This is a genomic window from Streptomyces sp. NPDC024698 (assembly GCF_055559015.1).
This window is the reverse complement of the sequence record NZ_JBVHLK010000002.1, coordinates 257,555-275,720: the sequence shown is the minus strand read 5'-3', so window position 1 is coordinate 275,720 and position 18,166 is coordinate 257,555. Positions and strand designations below refer to the sequence as shown.

17 protein-coding genes are annotated in these 18,166 nt (G+C 72.5%); 10 read left to right on the top strand and 7 right to left on the bottom strand.

The window, feature by feature from the left end:
* Positions 1-57: 57 nt before the first annotated feature.
* The 4 genes from ACZ4AA_RS05680 to ACZ4AA_RS05665 all read right to left on the bottom strand — a co-directional run bounded on the left by ACZ4AA_RS05680 (position 58) and on the right by ACZ4AA_RS05665 (position 3,782).
* Positions 58-648, bottom strand: a complete 591-nt coding sequence (locus tag ACZ4AA_RS05680) for a malonic semialdehyde reductase (protein WP_467595888.1) — start codon at positions 646-648, stop codon at positions 58-60.
* A gap of 214 nt (positions 649-862) precedes the next feature.
* Positions 863-1,099 (bottom strand): exodeoxyribonuclease VII small subunit, encoded by a 237-nt coding sequence (locus ACZ4AA_RS05675; protein ID WP_467595884.1) that lies wholly within the window; start codon positions 1,097-1,099, stop codon positions 863-865.
* Between the two features lie 9 nt (positions 1,100-1,108).
* Positions 1,109-2,317 carry an exodeoxyribonuclease VII large subunit gene (gene xseA, locus ACZ4AA_RS05670; RefSeq protein WP_467595881.1) on the bottom strand — a complete coding sequence of 403 codons (1,209 nt, stop codon included), beginning with the start codon at positions 2,315-2,317 and terminating at the stop codon, positions 1,109-1,111.
* A gap of 85 nt (positions 2,318-2,402) precedes the next feature.
* Complete coding sequence (locus ACZ4AA_RS05665; RefSeq protein WP_467595878.1) at positions 2,403-3,782, bottom strand: APC family permease; 1,380 nt, start codon at positions 3,780-3,782, stop codon at positions 2,403-2,405.
* 100 nt (positions 3,783-3,882) lie between these two features.
* On the opposite strand from ACZ4AA_RS05665, the gene ACZ4AA_RS05660 reads away from it, so the two are divergent.
* Together ACZ4AA_RS05660 and ppgK are read left to right on the top strand one after the other, a co-directional pair.
* Positions 3,883-4,887 (top strand): 4-hydroxy-3-methylbut-2-enyl diphosphate reductase, encoded by a 1,005-nt coding sequence (locus ACZ4AA_RS05660; protein ID WP_467595875.1) that lies wholly within the window; start codon positions 3,883-3,885, stop codon positions 4,885-4,887.
* Positions 4,888-4,916: 29 nt separating this feature from the next.
* On the top strand, positions 4,917-5,666 hold the full coding sequence (gene ppgK / locus ACZ4AA_RS05655; protein WP_467595872.1) for a polyphosphate--glucose phosphotransferase: 750 nt from the start codon (positions 4,917-4,919) through the stop codon (positions 5,664-5,666).
* Between the two features lie 30 nt (positions 5,667-5,696).
* Here the strand turns inward: ppgK and ACZ4AA_RS05650 are convergent, their stop codons facing one another.
* Entirely contained in the window at positions 5,697-6,167 is a 471-nt protein-coding gene (locus tag ACZ4AA_RS05650) for a DUF6542 domain-containing protein (protein ID WP_467595869.1), read from the bottom strand.
* 305 nt (positions 6,168-6,472) lie between these two features.
* On the opposite strand from ACZ4AA_RS05650, the gene ychF reads away from it, so the two are divergent.
* Positions 6,473-7,561: a redox-regulated ATPase YchF gene (gene ychF, locus ACZ4AA_RS05645; RefSeq protein ID WP_467595866.1), complete on the top strand. Its 1,089-nt coding sequence runs from the start codon at positions 6,473-6,475 to the stop codon at positions 7,559-7,561.
* Between the two features lie 110 nt (positions 7,562-7,671).
* Here the strand turns inward: ychF and ACZ4AA_RS05640 are convergent, their stop codons facing one another.
* Complete coding sequence (locus tag ACZ4AA_RS05640; RefSeq protein WP_467595863.1) at positions 7,672-8,778, bottom strand: threonine synthase; 1,107 nt, start codon at positions 8,776-8,778, stop codon at positions 7,672-7,674.
* Between the two features lie 230 nt (positions 8,779-9,008).
* On the opposite strand from ACZ4AA_RS05640, the gene ACZ4AA_RS05635 reads away from it, so the two are divergent.
* From ACZ4AA_RS05635 to ACZ4AA_RS05610, 6 genes are all read left to right on the top strand, one after another.
* On the top strand, positions 9,009-10,265 hold the full coding sequence (locus tag ACZ4AA_RS05635) for a DUF4190 domain-containing protein (RefSeq protein WP_467595859.1): 1,257 nt from the start codon (positions 9,009-9,011) through the stop codon (positions 10,263-10,265).
* Positions 10,266-10,413: 148 nt separating this feature from the next.
* Positions 10,414-11,166 carry a GntR family transcriptional regulator gene (locus ACZ4AA_RS05630; RefSeq protein ID WP_467595853.1) on the top strand — a complete coding sequence of 251 codons (753 nt, stop codon included), beginning with the start codon at positions 10,414-10,416 and terminating at the stop codon, positions 11,164-11,166.
* 396 nt (positions 11,167-11,562) lie between these two features.
* Positions 11,563-11,745, top strand: coding sequence for an SPOR domain-containing protein (locus tag ACZ4AA_RS05625; RefSeq protein ID WP_339131232.1), 183 nt, complete (start codon positions 11,563-11,565; stop codon positions 11,743-11,745).
* 46 nt (positions 11,746-11,791) lie between these two features.
* Positions 11,792-12,199 (top strand): (deoxy)nucleoside triphosphate pyrophosphohydrolase, encoded by a 408-nt coding sequence (locus tag ACZ4AA_RS05620; RefSeq protein WP_467595848.1) that lies wholly within the window; start codon positions 11,792-11,794, stop codon positions 12,197-12,199.
* 129 nt (positions 12,200-12,328) lie between these two features.
* Positions 12,329-12,745 carry an ATP-binding protein gene (locus ACZ4AA_RS05615; protein ID WP_467595844.1) on the top strand — a complete coding sequence of 139 codons (417 nt, stop codon included), beginning with the start codon at positions 12,329-12,331 and terminating at the stop codon, positions 12,743-12,745.
* A 248-nt stretch (positions 12,746-12,993) separates the two neighbouring features.
* Complete coding sequence (locus ACZ4AA_RS05610; RefSeq protein WP_467595840.1) at positions 12,994-15,780, top strand: SpoIIE family protein phosphatase; 2,787 nt, start codon at positions 12,994-12,996, stop codon at positions 15,778-15,780.
* Positions 15,781-15,959: 179 nt separating this feature from the next.
* Here the strand turns inward: ACZ4AA_RS05610 and ACZ4AA_RS05605 are convergent, their stop codons facing one another.
* The gene (locus ACZ4AA_RS05605; protein WP_467595837.1) at positions 15,960-17,549 is read right to left on the bottom strand and encodes a hypothetical protein; all 1,590 of its coding nucleotides are present in this window, start codon (positions 17,547-17,549) and stop codon (positions 15,960-15,962) included.
* Positions 17,550-17,797: 248 nt separating this feature from the next.
* On the opposite strand from ACZ4AA_RS05605, the gene ACZ4AA_RS05600 reads away from it, so the two are divergent.
* Complete coding sequence (locus ACZ4AA_RS05600) at positions 17,798-18,121, top strand: hypothetical protein (RefSeq protein ID WP_467595834.1); 324 nt, start codon at positions 17,798-17,800, stop codon at positions 18,119-18,121.
* Positions 18,122-18,166: the final 45 nt, after the last annotated feature.

The following is an 18,166-nucleotide window of genomic DNA, read 5'->3' as shown; positions in this document are numbered from 1 at the left end:
TTCTCGTCGTTCGTGCGGGGCCGGGGGCGATGCCCGGCCGGACCGCGGTGCCGCGGGTCAGACGGTGGTGATGACCTGGTCGGCGTCCAGGCGCGGGGAGCGCTGGAACCAGGCTTCCTCGCCCGGCTTGCCGATGTTGACGATCATCAGCGGGGTGTGGTCGTCGTCCAGGAACTCCTTCTGGACGCCCGCGAGGTCGGCACCGGTCATCGGGCCCGCGGCGAGACCGGCGGCACGGACACCGATGATGAAGTACGCGGCCTGGAGGGCGGCGTTCATCGCGGCGGAACCCTCGCGGACCGGGCGCTCGGAGAAGAACATGTCCTTGGCGGCCGGGAAGTGGGGGAGGAGCGCCGGCAGTTCCTCGTGGAACTCGTTGTCCGCGGAGAGGATCGCGACCAGCGGGGCGGCGGCGGTCTTCGCCCGATTGCCCTCGGCGAGGTGCTGCACCAGACGCTCACGGGCCTCGGGGGAGCGGACCAGCGTGATGCGCAGCGGCGACTGGTTGAAGGCGGTCGGGCCGAACTTGACCAGGTCGTAGATCGCCTGAACCTGCTCGTCGGTCACCGGCTCGTCGGTGAAGGTGTTCGCGGTGCGGGCCTCGCGGAACAGCAGGTCCTGAGCGGTGGGGTCAAGGACGAGAGACATGAAGAACCTTCTCGGTATGTGCGGTGGATCCGGGGGGATCTGTTGGCGAGTACGACAGTACGCCGAAGAGGTTTAAAGTTCAATCAAAACCGGGGCGTGGTGATCCGCTTCACAGACGCGTACGTCCGGGGGCGCGGTCGTCGCGGGACCACATGACGGTGGCCGGCCCCGCCGGGGCCGGCCACCGTGGTCGTCGGGGGTTACGGGAAGCCGCTCACTCCGAGCCGGCGTCCGTCTCCTCCGCCCGGGACTCCTCGGCCAGGGCCGCGTCCAGACGGGCCCGCGCGCCCTCCAGCCAGCGCCGGCACACCTTGGCCAGCTCCTCGCCGCGCTCCCAGAGCGCCAGGGACTCCTCCAGGGTCGTCCCGCCCGCCTCCAGTCGGCGTACGACCTCGATCAGCTCGTCCCGCGCCTGCTCGTACCCGAGCGCCTCGTCCACCTTGCTGGTCATGCGCCCACCCTATGCATCGACTCTGACAGTGAATTCACCTTCGGCGACCCGCGCCCGCAGTGTCTCGTCCGCCGTCACCTCGGCCGGGTCCCGGACCACATGACCGTCGGCCCGCTGAAGCACCGCGTACCCCCGCTGGAGGGTCGCCGCGGGGGAGAGGGCCACCACGCGCGCGTGGGTGTGCGTCAGTTCCGAGTCCGCGCGGTCCAGCAGATGCCCGAGGGTGCGCCGGCCCCGGTCGAGCAGGGCCAGGACCTGGTCCGACCGTTCGTCGATCATCCGGTGCGGATCCTCCATCGAGGGCCGGGCCAGCGTGTGCGCGAGACCCCGCTCCTCGCGGTCGACGAACGCCTGCACACAGCGCCGCGCACGGTCCCGCAGCAGCCGCACCCGCTCGTACTCCTCGCCCACGTCCGGCACCACCTTCTTGGCGGCGTCCGTCGGCGTGGAGGCGCGCAGGTCGGCCACCAGGTCGAGCAGCGGGCTGTCCGGCTCGTGCCCGATCGCCGAGACGACCGGTGTGCGGCAGGCCGCGACCGCGCGGACCAGCTGCTCGTCGGAGAACGGCAGCAGGTCCTCCACGCTGCCGCCGCCGCGGGCCACGACGATCACGTCGACCTCGTCGAGCGCGTCCAGCTCCCGCACCGCCTGGACGACCTGCGGTACGGCGTGGACGCCCTGCACGGCGACATTGCGCACCTCGAAGCGGACGGCGGGCCAGCGGTGCCGCGCGTTCTCCAGCACGTCACGCTCGGCCGCCGACGCCCGCCCGCACACCAGCCCGATCAGCTGCGGCAGGAACGGCAGCGGCTTCTTGCGCCCGGCCGCGAACAGCCCCTGGGCCGCCAGCGACTTCTTCAGCGCTTCCAGACGGGCGAGGAGCTCTCCGACACCCACCGGTTTGATCTCTGTGGCCCGCAGCGACAGCTGCCCGCGCGGGGCGTACCACTCCGGCTTGGCGTGGACGACCACGCGGGCGCCCTCGCTCACGATGTCGGCGACCGCGTCGAAGACCTGGCGGTAGCAGGTCACGCCCACCGAGATGTCGTGCGACGGGTCGCGCAGCGTCAGGAAGACGACGCCCGCACCGGGGCGCCGCGACAACTGGGTGATCTGCCCCTCGACCCACACCGCGCCGAGCCGGTCGATCCATCCCCCGATGAGCCGTGACACCTCGCCGACGGGCAGCGGAGCGTCCGCGGACGTGTTGAGAGCCATGCGCCCGAGCGTAGTGGCCCCCACCGACAACGCCCGGACACCCGGACAGCCCGGTCCCGCGCCCCGTGCCCCGCGCGCGGTCCGGTCATCCGGCTCCGGGCTCCGGCCCCGTGCGCCCCCTTTGGGCGAACAGCACGACCAGGCCCGCCGCCAGCCACACCAGACCCGTCACCTGAGCCGTTCCCGACGCCTCGGTGATCACCGCGACGGTGACCGCCGCTCCGAGGACCGGCATCAGGACGTGCCGCCACCACACCACGGGCCCGCCACGGCGCCGTACGGCGAACCAGCCCACCACCGAGGCGTGCAGCAGGGTGAACGCGGTCAGCGCGCCGATGTCGACCACCGAGACGAGCCTGTCGAGGCCGTCGTCGCGGCGCGCGGCCCAGACCGACGCGACCAGCGTGATCACCGCCGCGCACAGCAGAGCCGCCCGCGGCACTCCGGAGCGGGTCCGCGCCAGCGCCCCGGGCAGCCGCCGGTCACGGGCCATCGCGAAGACGATCCGCCCGCCCGCGGCCTGCCCGGCCAGTGCCGCGAAGGCCGCGCCGACCGCCTTGCCGACCGCGACGAGATCGTGCAGCCACGGCCCGACCGAGGCGTCCACGGCGTCGTAGAAGGCCGGCCCCTGGAGAGCGGGGTCGGCGGCCAGGCGCGCGGAGGGCAGCGGTTCCAGCAGCGCCGCCAGATACGTCTGGGCCACGAACAGCACACCCGCCAGCGCCAGACAGAACAGCACCGCGCGGGCCACCTTCTCCGATCCGCCCGTGACCTCCTCGGCGAAGGAGGCGATCGCGTCGAAGCCCAGGAAGGACAGGACGGCGACCGACACGGCGCCGATCACCGCCGACAGCGCGAACGCGCCCTGGGTGCCGTCCCCCGACAGCGGGGACAGCCATGCGCGTTGCGCGCCGTCGCGTGCGAGCACCACGGCAGCCGACACGACGAACACGGCCAGGATCACGATCTCCATCGCGAGCACCAGGAACCCGGCGCGCGCCGCCGTACGGACCCCGTAGAGGTTGAGGAACGTCGTCACGACGACGGCCAGCGTGGTCCACACCCACCGGGACACCTCCGGGACCAGCGCGTTCATCGCGATCCCGGAGAACAGATAGGCCACCGCCGGAATGAGCAGATAGTCCAGCATCACCATCCACCCCGCGACGAACCCGGCCCCCGGACCGAGCCCCGCGCGCGCGTAGGCGAACACCGAACCCGCCCGGGGGACCACCCGGACCATCTGGGCGTAGCTGAAGGCGGTGAACGCCATGGCGGCCGTCGCGACCAGGTAGACCAGCGCGACCGCGCCGTGCGACCTCGCGTCCAGCGTCCCGAAGACCCCGACCGGCGCCATCGGGGCGATGAACAGCAGCCCGTAGACGACCAGGTCCCGGAAGCCGAGGCTGCGCCGCAGCTCCTGCTCCGCCGGGTCCGTGCCCGCGGTGGTCCGCGCCTCGGACATCGTGCCTCCTGGGAATCGCCTGGTCCCGCCCCCGCGGCTGCCCACAGTGTCTCCGAGGAGGCGATCCCCGACCCGCCGGGCGCGGCCTTACGATGGGGGCATGACCGCTTCTCCTGGCCGCCGTGTCCTGCTCGCCGCCCCCCGTGGCTACTGCGCGGGCGTCGACCGTGCCGTGATCGCCGTCGAGAAGGCCCTTGAGCAGTACGGGGCTCCGATCTACGTCCGTCACGAGATCGTCCACAACAAGTACGTCGTGCAGACCTTGGAGAAGAAGGGCGCGATCTTCGTCGAGCGGACGGCGGAGGTCCCCGAGGGGTCCATCGTCATGTTCTCGGCGCACGGCGTCTCCCCCGTCGTCCACGACGAGGCCGCCGCCGGCAAGCTCGCCACCATCGACGCGACGTGCCCGCTGGTCACCAAGGTCCACAAGGAAGCCGTCCGCTTCGCCGGCGAGGACTTCGACATCCTCCTGATCGGGCACGAGGGCCACGAGGAGGTCATCGGCACCTCCGGCGAGGCGCCCGACCACATCACCCTGGTCGACGGCCCCGAGGACGTCGCCAAGGTCGAGGTCCGCGACCCCTCCCGGGTCGTCTGGCTCTCCCAGACCACCCTCTCCGTCGACGAGACGATGGAGACGGTCGACGCCCTGAAGGAGAAGTTCCCGCTGCTCATCTCCCCGCCGAGCGACGACATCTGCTACGCCACGCAGAACCGTCAGCTCGCCGTGAAGCAGATGGGCGCGGAGGCCGAGCTGGTCATCGTCGTCGGATCGCGCAACTCCTCGAACTCGGTCCGGCTGGTCGAGGTCGCCAAGCTCGCCGGTGCCCGCGCCGCCCACCTGGTCGACTTCGCCGACGAGATCGACGAGGCCTGGCTGGAGGGCGTGACCACGGTCGGTGTCACCTCCGGCGCCTCCGTCCCCGAGGTCCTCGTCGAGCAGGTCCTGGAGTTCCTGTCCGGGCGTGGCTTCGAGGACGTGGAGATCGTCAAGGCCGCCGAGGAGTCCATCACCTTCTCGCTCCCCAAGGAGCTGCGCCGCGACCTGCGCGCCGAGGCGGCCGCACTCGTGGAGTCGCGCACCGGTGGTCCGTCCGGGAAGTGACGGTCAGCCGTACGTCGTAACGTAGGGCCATGAAGATCTTCGGTGTGGACATTGGCGGATCCGGGATCAAGGGTGCCCCTGTGGACCTTGACCGCGGGGACCTGGCGGAGGAGCGCTGCAAGGTGCTCACCCCGCACCCGGCGACGCCCGACGCGGTGGCCGACGGCGTGAAGGACGTCATCGACCACTTCGGTTGGACGGGCCCGGTGGGCATCACGTTCCCCGGTGTGGTGACCGGCGGTTCCACCATCCGTACGGCGGCCAACGTCGACAAGTCCTGGATCGACACCGACGCGGGCGCGCTGCTCGGCGAGCGGCTCGGCGGTCTGCCGGTGACCGTGCTGAACGACGCGGACGCGGCGGGCGTCGCCGAGATGGAGTTCGGCGCGGGCAAGGGCCGCCGGGGCACGGTCATCCTGCTGACCTTCGGCACCGGCATCGGCAGCGCCCTCTTCACCGACGGCGAACTGGTCCCGAACACCGAGCTGGGGCACCTGGAGCTCAACGGCCACGACGCCGAGAAGCGGGCCTCCACCAAGGCCAAGGACGACCACGAGCTGACCTGGGAACACTGGTCGCGGCGCGTCAGCAAGTACCTCGCCCACGTGGAGATGCTCTTCTCCCCGGAACTGTTCATCATCGGCGGCGGCGTCAGCCGCAAGGCCGACAAGTTCCTGCCGTTGATCGAGGGCATCACCGCGGAGATCGTCCCCGCGCAGCTCCAGAACAACGCCGGCATCGTCGGCGCGGCGATGCGGGCGGCGCAGATCTCCCGGTAACCGGGGAGCCGCCCGCGACGGTACGCGGGGTCAGCGGGCCTGCCGGCCGGACGGCAGGCCGCGCGCCCGGTCCCGCCGCTGGGCGCTCCTGCGGCCGATCAGCCGGATCCTGCGGACGGCCACGACGAGGACCGCGGCCAGCGTTCCCGCGTACAGCCAGCCCGCCTGGAGCGCGAGCGCGGTGACCAGGCCCATGAAGTGGCCGGCCAGGCCGCCCCCGCCGTCGTCGGCGAGTGGCGGCAGCCCGACGGCGAAGGCGATCGGTACGACCACGGGTGCGGTCACCAGGTCGCCGGGCCGCACCCACAGCGCGGCCAGCACGCACACGGGCAGGAACAGCACCCCGTACACGGTCGCCGACCCGCCGAACAGCAGCGCGTCGAGGCAGGCCAGCGCGAACATCGAGGCGCCGCAGAACAGGCCGCCGCCGAGCCCGGTCAGCCGGGGCCGCGAGGCGCCGCGCCGCTGCGGGACGCGCGCGGGCGCGGGCCGCCGCGTCACCGGTCCGTCCCGCCGGACACCGCCGCCCGCGGCCCGCCCGGCCTGTGCCGGAACCGGTGCCCCGCGTCGCGGTCTGTACTGAGGGGGACGCGTCCTGTGTTGCTCCACTGGACCAACTTAGGTCGTTTTATGTGTGGAACGGCTCATCGGACACGCCGAAGAACGGCCGAAGGCGAGGTCGTGGAAAGTCCTTGGCCATGCGTTCGATACCTCGCGGGCCGGGGGCGGGCCACGCCGTAGACTGGTGGATCGGCCCGCTCTTCTGGAGGGCCCTTCGCCCATCCTCTCGTACGGGAAGTCGCAACGTGTCGCTCACGATCGGAATCGTCGGACTGCCCAATGTCGGCAAGTCGACCCTGTTCAACGCCCTGACCAAGAACGACGTGCTCGCGGCCAACTACCCGTTCGCCACGATCGAGCCGAACGTCGGCGTGGTCGGTGTCCCCGACCCCCGTCTGACCAAGCTGGCCGAGATCTTCTCCTCGCAGCGCGTCCTGCCGGCGACCGTCGACTTCGTCGACATCGCGGGCATCGTGCGCGGCGCGAGCGAGGGCGAGGGCCTGGGCAACAAGTTCCTCGCGAACATCCGCGAGTCGGACGCGATCTGCCAGGTCATCCGCGCGTTCAAGGACGAGAACGTCGTGCACGTCGACGGCAAGGTCTCGCCCAAGGACGACATCGAGACGATCAACACCGAGCTGATCCTCGCCGACCTCCAGACCATCGAGAAGGTCCTGCCGCGCCTCCAGAAGGAGTCGCGCATCAAGAAGGACGTCGCGCCCAAGGTCGCTGCGGTCGAGGCGGCCCAGGCGATCCTGGAGAAGGGCGACACCCTCTTCTCCGCGGGCATCGTCCAGGGCTCCGGCAAGGAGGAGCTGCTGCACGACCTGCACCTGCTGACCACCAAGCCGTTCCTCTACGTCTTCAACGTGGACGAGGACGAGCTGGTCGACGAGGACTTCAAGGCGGCGCAGCGCGCCCTGGTCGCCCCCGGCGAGGCGATCTTCCTCAACGCCAAGCTGGAGCAGGACCTCGCCGAGCTGGACGAGGAGGACGCCATGGAGCTCCTGGAGTCGGTGGGTGCAGCGGAGCCCGGCCTCGCCACGCTGGCCCGCGTCGGCTTCAACACCCTCGGCCTCCAGACCTACCTGACGGCCGGCCCCAAGGAATCCCGCGCCTGGACCATCAAGAAGGGCGCGACGGCCCCCGAGGCCGCCGGTGTGATCCACACCGACTTCCAGAAGGGCTTCATCAAGGCCGAGGTCATCTCCTTCGCCGACCTGGTCGAGACCGGCTCGGTCGCCGAGGCCCGCGCCAAGGGCAAGGCCCGCATGGAGGGCAAGGAGTACGTCATGCAGGACGGGGACGTGGTGGAGTTCCGCTTCAACGTCTGACCGGACACCGGACCGCTTTCCCGAGCCGGCGGAAAGTGCGGGTCACAAGGGGCTCACCCGTGAGGGTGGGCCCCTTTCCCGTGCGGCGCCGCGGTGTCGGGGACCGGGTCTCAGGCTCGCGCCATCCCCGTCTTCACCCCCGCGCCGCACAGCGGCACCACCGCCTCGCGGCCGGCCAGCGCGCCCTCGCGGACCGCGGCCCAGCAGGCCACGCCCGTCGACTCCACGTACAGCCCGCGTCCCGCGAGGTCCGTCTGCGCGTGTCGGATCTCGTCCTCCGTCACGGTCAGGAAGGCGCCGCCGGAGGCGCGTACCGCGCGCAGGATCTGACGGGCCCGCAGCGGGTGCGGGATCGCGATGCCCTCGGCGAACGTGGGTGCCGCGGGAGTCGTGCCGACGAGCTCGTAGGCGCCCTCGGACCAGGCACGGGCCAGCGGCGCCACGGCGGCGGCCTGGACGGCGTACAGCGCGGGCCGCTTGTCGATCAGCCCCGCCGCGTGCAGTTCGGCCACGGCGAGGGCGGCGCCGAGGAGCAGTGTGCCGTTGCCGACCGGCAGCACGACGACGTCCGGCAGGCGTCCGCCGAGGTCCTCCCAGAGCTCGTGGACGTACGTCTTGGTGCCGTGCAGGAAGTACGGGTTGAAGACGTGCGAGGCGTAGAACACCCCGTCCTCGTCGGCCGCCTCGCGCGCCGCGCGTGCCGTCGCCTCGCGGTCGCCCTCGACCACCCGCAGCCGGGCCCCGTGCGCGCCGATCTGCTCCAGCTTCTTCGCGGAGGTGCCCTCGGGGACGTAGACGGTGCAGTGCAGTCCGGCCCGCGCGCAGTACGCGGCGACCGCCGTGCCCGCGTTGCCGCTGCTGTCCGCGATCACCCTCCGGGGCCCGAGCCGCAGCGCGAGTTCGGCCAGCAGCACGGCCCCGCGGTCCTTGAAGGACAGTGTCGGCATCAGGAAGTCGAGCTTGGCGAGCACGCCCTCGCGCAGGGGGACCAGGGGGGTGCGGCCCTCGCCGAGGCTGACGGTGGGCGCGGCCAGCGGCAGGCACTCGGCGTACCGCCACATCGAGTTCACCCGGCCGGCGAGGGAGGCGAGGGGAGCCGGCGTCGGCGAGAAGTCCAGGTCGAGCGGGCCGCGGCAGACCGGGCAGCACCAGGCGAGCGAGCCGGCCGGGACCCGTGTGCCGTCCGTCGGGCAGAAGCAGTCCGGCAGTGCAGTCATGGGTGCAGGTTAGACGTGCCGCCGCGGGACGGGACGGCGCGCGCGCCCGGGGGGGCGGCCGGTGCCCCCGGGCGGCCGCCCGGACGGCCTCCACGGGCCGCTGTGCGGGCTCTGTACGGCCTCTGTGCGGCCTCTGTTACGACCTCGTCCGTGTCGCGCTTACGATGCGCGCAGCCAATCGGCCGTCGTACGCGCGTTCCGTCGCGCATGCATGAGGAGCAAGGGAAAACGTGGCCATACCCCCGCCGCCCGGCCCGCAGCAGCCCGAGGGGCAGTACCCGCCGCCGGGGACCCCGCCAGGGACGCCGCCCTATCCGCACGCTCCGTACCCTCAGGGGCCCTCCCCTCAGGGGCCGTATCAGCAGGGCCCGTACCAGCAGTACCCGTACGCGGGCCCGTACCAGACCTGGGGGCAGGGTTACTCCCCGTACAACCGGCCCGTTCCCTTCAACGGGCTCGCCATCGCGGCGCTGGTCCTGGGCATCCTCTGTTTCCTGCCCGGCGTCGGACTGGTGCTCGGGATCGTGGCGCTCGTGCAGATCAGGAAGCGCGGCGAGCGCGGCAAGGGCATGGCCGTGGCGGGCATGATCCTCTCGTCGGTCGGCGTCGTCCTGCTCGCGCTCATGGTCGCCACCGGGGGAGCCCGCGACTTCTGGGACGGCTTCAAGGAGGGGGCCGGCGGCAGCGGCAACACCTTCTCCCTGCACAAGGGCCAGTGCTTCGACGCGCCGGGCGGCACCCTGGAGGGTGTCGCCTACGACGTCGACTTCGTGCCGTGCTCCGGGAAGCACGACGCCGAGGTGTTCGCCGAGGCGAGGGCGCACGACGGCTCCTACCCGGGCGACTCCGCGGTCTCCGGCGAGGCCGGGGACATGTGCTACGCCCTCACGGACACCTACGCGCTGGACGGCTGGGCCGTCCCGGACGACGTCGACGTCTACTACTTCACGCCGACCCGGGAGAGCTGGAGCACGGGCGACCGCGAGATCACCTGCATGTTCGGCAACACCGACGAGCACGGCACCCTGACCGGCTCGCTGCGCAAGGACTCCACGACGCTCGACGCGGACCAGCTCGCGTACCTGGAGGCGGCGCGGATCCTCAACAGGGCGATGGACACGGCCCCCGAGGCGCAGTACGTCGAGGACGACCTGCCGGGCCACAAGAAGTGGGCGACCAGGGTCTCGGGGGCCCTCGCGGCGCAGACCGGTCTGCTCCGCGGCCACACCTTCGCCCCCGCCGCGGGCGAGCGGGTCGCGGTCCTGGCCAAGGATCTCGACCTGGCCCGGAAGGAATGGGTGAAGGCCGCCGGTTCTCCGGACGCGGACACCTTCTACGCCCACTACGACAAGGCCCTGAAGCTCATGGATCCCGACAGGACGGTCACCACACGCAAGGCTCTGGGTCTGGCCACCACCCCGCCGAAGGAGGACCAGAGCGGAAGCGGTGGTAGCGGCGGCGAAGACGGCTCCGGAATCGAGGTGTGACGGCGGCCACAGTGGGGAGAAAGTGCCTGCGTAATGCCCTCAAGAGGCAGACGTCATCACATCGAGTGATTCTCTGGCCTTTGCTTGCATGGCACAACCCACGGTTGCCACGCTGTTGCTGTCTGTACAACCTGATGGGAGCGGCTAAGTGACATTCGGTGAGCAGCCGGCGTATCTGCGCGTCGCGGGTGATCTCCGCAAGAAGATTGTCGACGGCTCGCTGCCACCGCACACCCGGCTCCCCTCGCAGGCCAGGATCCGCGAGGAGTACGGGGTCTCGGACACGGTCGCCCTGGAGGCGCGCAAGGTGCTGATGGCCGAGGGCCTGGTCGAGGGCCGCTCCGGTTCGGGCACCTACGTCCGCGAGCGGCCGGTGCCGCGCCGTCTCGCCCGCTCCGGGTACCGGCCGGACAGCGGTGCCACACCCTTCCGCCAGGAGCAGGCCGACTTCGCCGTGCGCGGCACCTGGGAGTCGCACAGCAGGCAGGTCGAGGCGAGCGGCGCGATCGCCGAACGGCTCGCCGTCCAGCCGGGCGACCGCGTGATGTGCACGAACTACGTCTACCGCGACGGCGGCGAGGCGATGATGCTCTCCACGTCCTGGGAACCGCTCGCGGTGACCGGGCGTACGCCGGTGATGCTCCCGGAGGAGGGCCCGCTCGGCGGCATGGGTGTCGTCGAGCGCATGGCGGCCATCGACGTGATCGTGGACAACGTCACCGAGGAGGTGGGCGCGCGCCCCGGCCTCGCCGAGGAACTCCTGGCGCTCGGCGGCGTCCCCGGTCATGTGGTCGTGGTCATCCAGCGCACGTTCTACGCCTCGGACCGTCCGGTGGAGACGGCCGACGTGGTGGTCCCGGCGGACCGGTACCGCATCGCCTATCACCTGCCGGTGAAGTGACAGCGCGTCACGTCCGACCGGAGTGACATCCATCCAGGTGGCGTCCGTGCGGCGTCCGGTGCGGCGTCCAGTGTGCCGTCCGGTGTGCCGTCCGGCGTGGCGCGGAGCCCCGTGTCCCAACAGGGCCTTTCGTGGGCCCGGTTGGAATCTGGCCTTTCTCGCATCGCGGACAGGGGCGACTTCGCCGCACTGGAGGGCGCGCGGGGAGTCGTGAGCGGCGCGTTCGATGGCGTGCGCCCCCTGGGTCCTCGTTCCTTACTGGCCGGTTGCGTACCTCTTTGTGTAAACCCGTGTTCGCTGCGTGAAGGTAAGGCGTACGCTCGGGCATATGCGGATTGCGGTTTCGATGGAATGCGGGGTTCGGCGGGGGCCCGAGGCGGGAAGTGGAGGGGCTCGATGAACGACAGCATGATCACGCTTCCCTGGCTCGTCATACGGCAGGACGACAACGGCAATCGCTATCGCGTGGGCAGGTACGCGACCCGCGCCGAGGCCCAGAAGATCGCGGACAGCCTCGACAGTCGCGGACACAAGCAGCTCTACTGGGTCGAGCGCGTCGGGGCGAACGGAACCCGCTGAACCGGCCGGACCCGGACCCCGCTCCCGCTCCCGTAGGCTCCGGCGCATGACGGAACGGATCGTGGTGGTCGCGGGCGCCGTGGTGCGCGACGGACGCCTGCTCGCGGCCCGCCGCAGCGCACCCCCCGAGCTCGCCGGGCGCTGGGAGCTGCCGGGCGGCAAGGTCGAACCCGGCGAGACCCCCGAACGCGCCCTCATGCGCGAGTTGCGCGAGGAGCTCGGCATCGACACGCGCGCTCTGGAGCGCGTCCCCGGCGAATGGCCCCTCAAGCCGGGATATGTCCTGGTGGTGTGGGCCGCCCGGCTGCTGCCCGGTTCGGCCGAACCCGAACCCCTCCAGGACCACGACGAACTGCGCTGGCTGACACCCGGGGAGATCGGGGACGTGGACTGGCTCGACCAGGACGTGCCGGCGGTCAAGAGCGCGTTGCCCTGGTTCGACCCGGGCGTGTGACGATCCGGCAGCCCGCGGATGCGCCGTTCGCGCCATCGTGTGCCCGGGGCGCGGTAAAGCTCAGGCGATATAGGGTATGTGCCCATTAACCCCCCGAAACCGGGCGTGGGTGGGTTTCTGGTCTGGGAAGTGATCGGCTTGATCGACACTGACGGCTACTGCGCCGAGTGGACCTTTCCCGCGGAGCCCGGTGCCGTCCGCACCGCCCGCGCCGTCGTCCGGAGACAGCTGCGCGCATGGGATCTCGAATCCCTCGGTGACATCGCCGCCCTCCTCGTCAGCGAACTGGTGACGAACTCGCTCCGGCACGCGACAGGCCCGATCGGTGTCCGTCTCGTACGTCCCGAGGGGGCGCCGGGCGTCCCGGGCGCACTGCGGGTCGAGGTCTCCGACCCGCTGCCGGACCCGCCCCGCGAACGGGCCGCCGACACCTCCGACGAGAGCGGCCGCGGACTCCAGCTCGTGGCCGGGTCGTGCAGACGCTGGGGCACCTGGCCCGCGGACACCGGCAAGACGGTCTGGTTCGAGCTGGCCGTCCCCGACTGAGCGACGGAGGCCCCTGACGCCCGCGCGGCACGAGGCCGGATCACACTCCCGACCGGAGTCCCCTTGTTTGGTTCGACGGGGCGCCACCTGGTTAGAAGACTGGGAGTATGTCGCGGCCGGTCCAAAAACCATCGGGACCGTGCTGTGATCGTGAACACCGTGTCGTGCGGCCCCGTAGTGCTGGATACTGCGGGCAGCCGCCTCCGGTGACCGGTGCCGGACGCGGTGAGCTGGAGGGGACGGTTCGCGTGAGCGAGATACCAGCGAAGGCCACGGAGTCCGAGGACCCGTCGGACGGCGCGAGGGCTGATGCGGCGGGCGATGTCGCGCGCGCGACCGCGGGCGAGGCCGCGGACACCGCAGGCGCGGCGGACCGTGCGACGGTGGGCACGGCCGAGGACGAGACCGGCGACGCCCCCGCCGGCGCGACCGGTGGAACGCCGGACGGCATGACTGATGAGACGCCAGGCGGCATGACTGATGAGACGCCAGGCGGCATGACCGGTGGAGCGCCCGGTGACGCGATGTGGCAGAGCAGTCCGCCCGGTTCCATCTACGACTACATCAAGGCCGCCTCCTTCTCCATCGGCGCGGACGGGCTCGTCGACCAGTGGAGTCTGCGGGCCGAGCAGATCTTCGGCATCCCGGCGGAGCGCGCCGTCGGCCTGGACCCCATCGAGGCGTTCGTCCCCGCCGACCGGCGCGAGTCCGGTCAGCGGAAGATGGCGGAGATCCTCGACGGCCGTGAGTGGACCGGTCTCGTGCCCTTCCGCACACCCGCCTCGGAGGACGCCGGGGAGGGCGCCGAGGACGCCGGGGGCAGGGAGGGACTCGCCGAGGTCTATGTGATGCCGACGACCACGGAACACGGCGAACGGGCCGCCCTGTGCATCGTGGTGGACGTCCGGACCCTGCGGACGATCGAGACGGACCTCGCCGCCTCGCAGGCTATTTTCGGTCAATCTCCGTTCGGCTTCCTGCTGATCGACACGGACCTCCAGGTCCGGCGCGCCAACCAGCGGTTCGCCTCGATCTTCGGCGGCACCGTCGACGACCACCGCGGCAAGGGCGTCCACGACTATCTCCCGCACGCGGAGGCCGATCGGGTCACCGCGGTTCTGCGCCGGGTCCTGGAGACCGGGGACTCCATCACGGACATGCACGTCACCGGGCAGGTCCCCGGTTCCGACGAGCGCCGCCACTGGTCCATCAACCTCTACCGGGTGCACAGCGGCAGCGGCCGTCCCATCGGCATCGCCTGGCTCGGAACCGACATCACCTCCCGCCGCGCCGCCGCCCGGGAAGCGGCCGCCGCCCGGCGCAATCTCGCCCTGCTGAACGAGGCGGGCGCCCGGATAGGCAACTCCCTCGACCTCGAGACCACCGCGCGCGAACTCCTCGACGTCGTGGTCCCCGGCTTCTGCGACCTGGCCACGGTCGACCTGTACCAGGGTCTGCTGGTCGGAGACGAGACCCCGCCCGGCCTCGCGGACGGCAGCGCCGAACTCCGCCGGGTGGCCTTCGCCAGCGCCGTCTCCGACGCGCCCTTCGTCGGCGGTCCGGCACCCGTGGCCGTCGGCGCGGTGCACCACTTCCCGTTCAACTCGCCCTGCGCGGACGCCCTGCGCACCGCGCGGCCCCAGCATCTGCCCGCCGACGACGGCGGCCTCATCCAGTCCACCCTCGCGGTCCCGATGGTCGCCCACGACACGGTCGTGGGGCTCGCCCAGTTCTCCCGTACGAAGGGCAGCGAACCGTTCGGGGAACGCGACCGCGCCCTGGCCGTGGAGCTCGCCGCCCGCGCCGCCGTCTGTATCGACAACGCGCGCCTGTACCGCCGCGAACACGAACGGGCCCTCATCCTCCAGCGATCCCTGCTGCCCCCGGGCGACCCCGAGGCCTCGGGCCTCGACATCGCGTGCCGCTATCTGCCCGGCAACGCGGCGACGGAGGTCGGCGGCGACTGGTTCGACGTCATCGAACTCCCGGGCCACCGCACGGCGCTCGTCGTGGGCGACGTGATGGGCCGCGGGCTGCGCGCCGCCGTGGCGATGGGTGAACTGCGCACCGCGGTACGGACCTTGGCGCTGCTCGACCTCGAACCCGCCGAGGTCCTCTCGGCGCTGGACGAGATCGCGCGCGGCCTCGGCACCCCCGGAGGGGTCCAGCAGGCCACCCGCGCGGGCCGTCAGTCCCGCGACGCCGACCTCTCCGAGGTGTACCTCGCGACCTGCGTCTACGCCGTCTACGACTCCGTGACCCGCCGGTGCACCTTCGCCAACGCGGGCCATCTGCCGCCCGTGCTCGTCGAGCCCGGCGAGAACGCGCTGATGCTCGACGTGCCGCCCGGCATGCCGCTCGGGGTGGGCGGCGAGCCCTTCGAGGAGGTGGAGGTCGAACTCCCGGAGGGTGCCCTGCTGGCGCTCTACACGGACGGACTGGTCGAATCGCGCGACCACCCCCTCGACGAGGGCCTCCAGGCGTTCGTCGGCGCCCTCACCGACCCCTCCAGGCCGCTCGAGGACGTCTGCGACCACGTCCTGAACACCCTCGACACCCATCACGGCGAGGACGACATCGCCCTGCTGATGGCCCGTGTCCAGGGGCTGCCCGCCGAGTCCGTCGGCGACTGGACCCTGCCGCGCGAGCCGCGCAGCGTGGGGCGGGCCCGCGAGTACGCGCGCACCCAGCTCGTCGCCTGGGATCTGGAACCCCTCGTCGACACGACGGAACTGCTGGTCAGCGAGCTGGTGACGAACGCCCTGCGCTACGGCGAGGGCGAGATCAGGCTGCGGCTGCTCCTTGACCGCACCCTCGTCTGCGAGGTCTGGGACGCCGGACTCGTCCAGCCGCGCCGCCGCCGCGCCCGCGACACGGACGAGGGCGGCCGGGGCCTTCAGCTGGTCGGCCTCCTCTCCGCCGGCTGGGGCTCCCGCCGGACCCCGCGCGGCAAGACCGTGTGGTTCGAACTCCCCCTCCCGGACGGAGGAACACCCCTCACCGACCCGGCGGAAGCACTCCTGAGCCTGTTCTGAGGGCTGAGGGCTGAGGGCTGAGGGCTGGGGCTGGGCCGGCTACGGGCTGAGGTCCGGGCTGCGGGCCGAGGGTCGCTTCCGGGACGCCCCGGGTGCGCGGGCCGGCCGTGCTCTAGGCCGGTCGCGTTCCCCGGTCGGTGAGCACCCTTGCCGCCTCCCCCGCGCGGACCCCCGGCCGGTCAGGTGAAGAACGCCCCCCGGCGGCCCCGGGTGCGGGGACCGCCGTAGCTCATCGGGCCTCCCTCGCCGTCGCTCAGGAGAATCCCGCCGAGCACCGCGCCGCCCGCTCCGGCGCCGCCGCGGCCGCCCGAGGGGTTGCCGTGGGCCCGTACGTCCCGCTCGGCGAGCCGGCGGGCCTCCCGGGCGAGGTCGTCGGCGCGCAGCACCTCGGAGAGGGGGACGGGTTCCGGCCCGAGCAGCCGCCGCGCCTCGGCCAGCCGGGTCCGCGCCTCGCTGCCGACCGCCCCGCGGTGCGTGCCGACGAAGCACGCGGCCCCGGCGAGCGCGCTGTGGGCGGGGACCAGCGCGGGGCCCCGCCCGTCGGGGACGTCACCGCCGCCCGCCCCGGCCAGGCCCGCGGTCGCCTCCGTCACCCGGCGCAGCGCGTCCAGCGGATCGTGGGGCCCGGCCGCCGTCTCGTGCCGGACCGCGCAGAGCACCGACTCCGTGTGCGCCAGGGCCCCGACGAGCCCGGCGCGGGTGTCCGGCGGGAGTGCCCCGGCCGCGTCGCGCGCGGCCTCCGCAGCCGCGATCGCCTCGGGCAGCCCGGCCGCCGCCGAGGCCAGTTCACCCGCCAGCCGGTCCACGCCGTCCACCAGGTCGAAGGCCTGCGCCAACGCCCCTTCCGCCGCCCGGAGATGGGCCGCCGCCTTCGCGCCGTCGCCCCGGTCCGCGTACTGCCGTGCCTGGTTGAGATGCGACGTCGTGAACAGGAGCCGGTCCTTGGCCTGTTCGGCGTGGCCGACGACCGGGAGCGAGGCGGCGGGCGCGTACTCCTCGTGGAGAGCGGCGATCGTCGCCTCGGCGGCACGGGTGCGCGCGCCGGCCTCACGGAAGCGGGTCTCCGCCGAGTCCAGCGCGGCCACCGCGTTGCGCTCCAGGGCCCGGATCTGGTCGAACCCCGGAGCCGCCGCGTCCAGCCGCTGCCCGGCGTCCTGGCACAGGGCGACGATCTCCTCCAGGACGTCCCTGCGGTCGTCCTGGTCCTCGGCCGGGTCCGCGCCGGTGCCGGCCGTTTCCGTCTCGTCGAGGCGCTGCCGCAGCCGGAAGGCCGCGGCGAGTCCGGCCTCCGCGTGCCGCAGGTCGTACACGAACGGTTCTACCGCGTCGCCCGCCGCGCGGTCCGTGGCGAGCGCGAGCTCCTCGGCGGCGACCCGTGCGCAGTCGTCCGTCTCGACGAGCAACCGCCGTGCCCGCCGGTCGAGTTCGGGCAACGGGGTGAGCGCGGGGTCGCCGCCCGGTGTCGTGCGGGTCGTCGCCCGCCGTCTGCGGCGCCCGTACCCGTACGCCGCGACCGCGCCCGCGGCGCCCGCCGCGACCAGGGGCGGCACCAGATCGCCGGTCGCCGTCGCCTCCTGCGCGGCCGCGGCCGGTGGAGCGCCGGCCCCCGTCCCGCGTGCCGCGCCGACCGGGGCGTCGGCCCCCGCCCGCGCCAGCGGCAGCAGCAGCCAGCCCATCGCGACCAGCCCCCCGAGCACGGCATGCGCCACCCGCACGGCTATGTGCGACGGGACCCGGCGCGACCGGCTACGGCTCTGGGGCGACGTCACATTTGGGAGCGTATGGCCGTTCGAGCGGCTCCGCGACCGGTATACGAGGAGTTGGGGGCAGTTGGGGTACGGGAGGTGTCGGGGTGTACGGGAGGGGCGCGGGGGCCGTTCCCGCGGGCGCCCTCGTGCCCGGGGCCGCACATGGCGCGTCCGCCGCCGAATGCCCCGCCACGTGATGACGGCCCGGATCCCGCGTGCGATGATCGCGACGCGTGCCCCTGTGCGGTACGCGGGGGAGTGGGGGTTCGATGCACCGGTATCTCGTCGGGTTCGCCGCACTGGTCGTCCTCGCGCAGGCAGGGATCGGGATCGCGGCCATCACGAGGTACTGGATCCCCCCGTGGGCGCGTCGCAAGGTCGTGCGCCCGACGCTGTGGGGCTGGGGCGCGCTGGCGGGGGCCGTGGGGTGGTCCCTGTTCATGTTCCTCGGACCGTTCCAAGGACCCGACGCCGAGTTCACGCCGTACGCCCTGGGCGGGATCGGCCTGTTCGTCGCGAGCCAGGCGGTCCAGATGATGGGGCAGTACCCGGGCCGGCGCCCGGTGGCCCCGCCGGACACCGAGGGGCCGTGACGACGGCCCGGGCGGACCGGGGACGGCGTACCCTCCCCGACCCGC

Excerpts from the sequence above, each read along its gene's own strand:
- ACZ4AA_RS05680 (WP_467595888.1), bottom strand. The coding sequence starts at position 648 with ATGTCTCTCGTCCTTGACCCCACCGCTCAGGACCTGCTGTTCCGCGAG.
- ACZ4AA_RS05675 (WP_467595884.1), bottom strand. The coding sequence starts at position 1,099 with ATGACCAGCAAGGTGGACGAGGCGCTCGGGTACGAGCAGGCGCGGGAC.
- xseA (WP_467595881.1), bottom strand. The coding sequence starts at position 2,317 with ATGGCTCTCAACACGTCCGCGGACGCTCCGCTGCCCGTCGGCGAGGTG.
- ACZ4AA_RS05665 (WP_467595878.1), bottom strand. The coding sequence starts at position 3,782 with ATGTCCGAGGCGCGGACCACCGCGGGCACGGACCCGGCGGAGCAGGAG.
- ACZ4AA_RS05660 (WP_467595875.1), top strand. The coding sequence starts at position 3,883 with ATGACCGCTTCTCCTGGCCGCCGTGTCCTGCTCGCCGCCCCCCGTGGC.
- ppgK (WP_467595872.1), top strand. The coding sequence starts at position 4,917 with ATGAAGATCTTCGGTGTGGACATTGGCGGATCCGGGATCAAGGGTGCC.
- ACZ4AA_RS05640 (WP_467595863.1), bottom strand. The coding sequence starts at position 8,778 with ATGACTGCACTGCCGGACTGCTTCTGCCCGACGGACGGCACACGGGTC.
- ACZ4AA_RS05625 (WP_339131232.1), top strand. The coding sequence starts at position 11,563 with ATGAACGACAGCATGATCACGCTTCCCTGGCTCGTCATACGGCAGGAC.
- ACZ4AA_RS05620 (WP_467595848.1), top strand. The coding sequence starts at position 11,792 with ATGACGGAACGGATCGTGGTGGTCGCGGGCGCCGTGGTGCGCGACGGA.
- ACZ4AA_RS05600 (WP_467595834.1), top strand. The coding sequence starts at position 17,798 with ATGCACCGGTATCTCGTCGGGTTCGCCGCACTGGTCGTCCTCGCGCAG.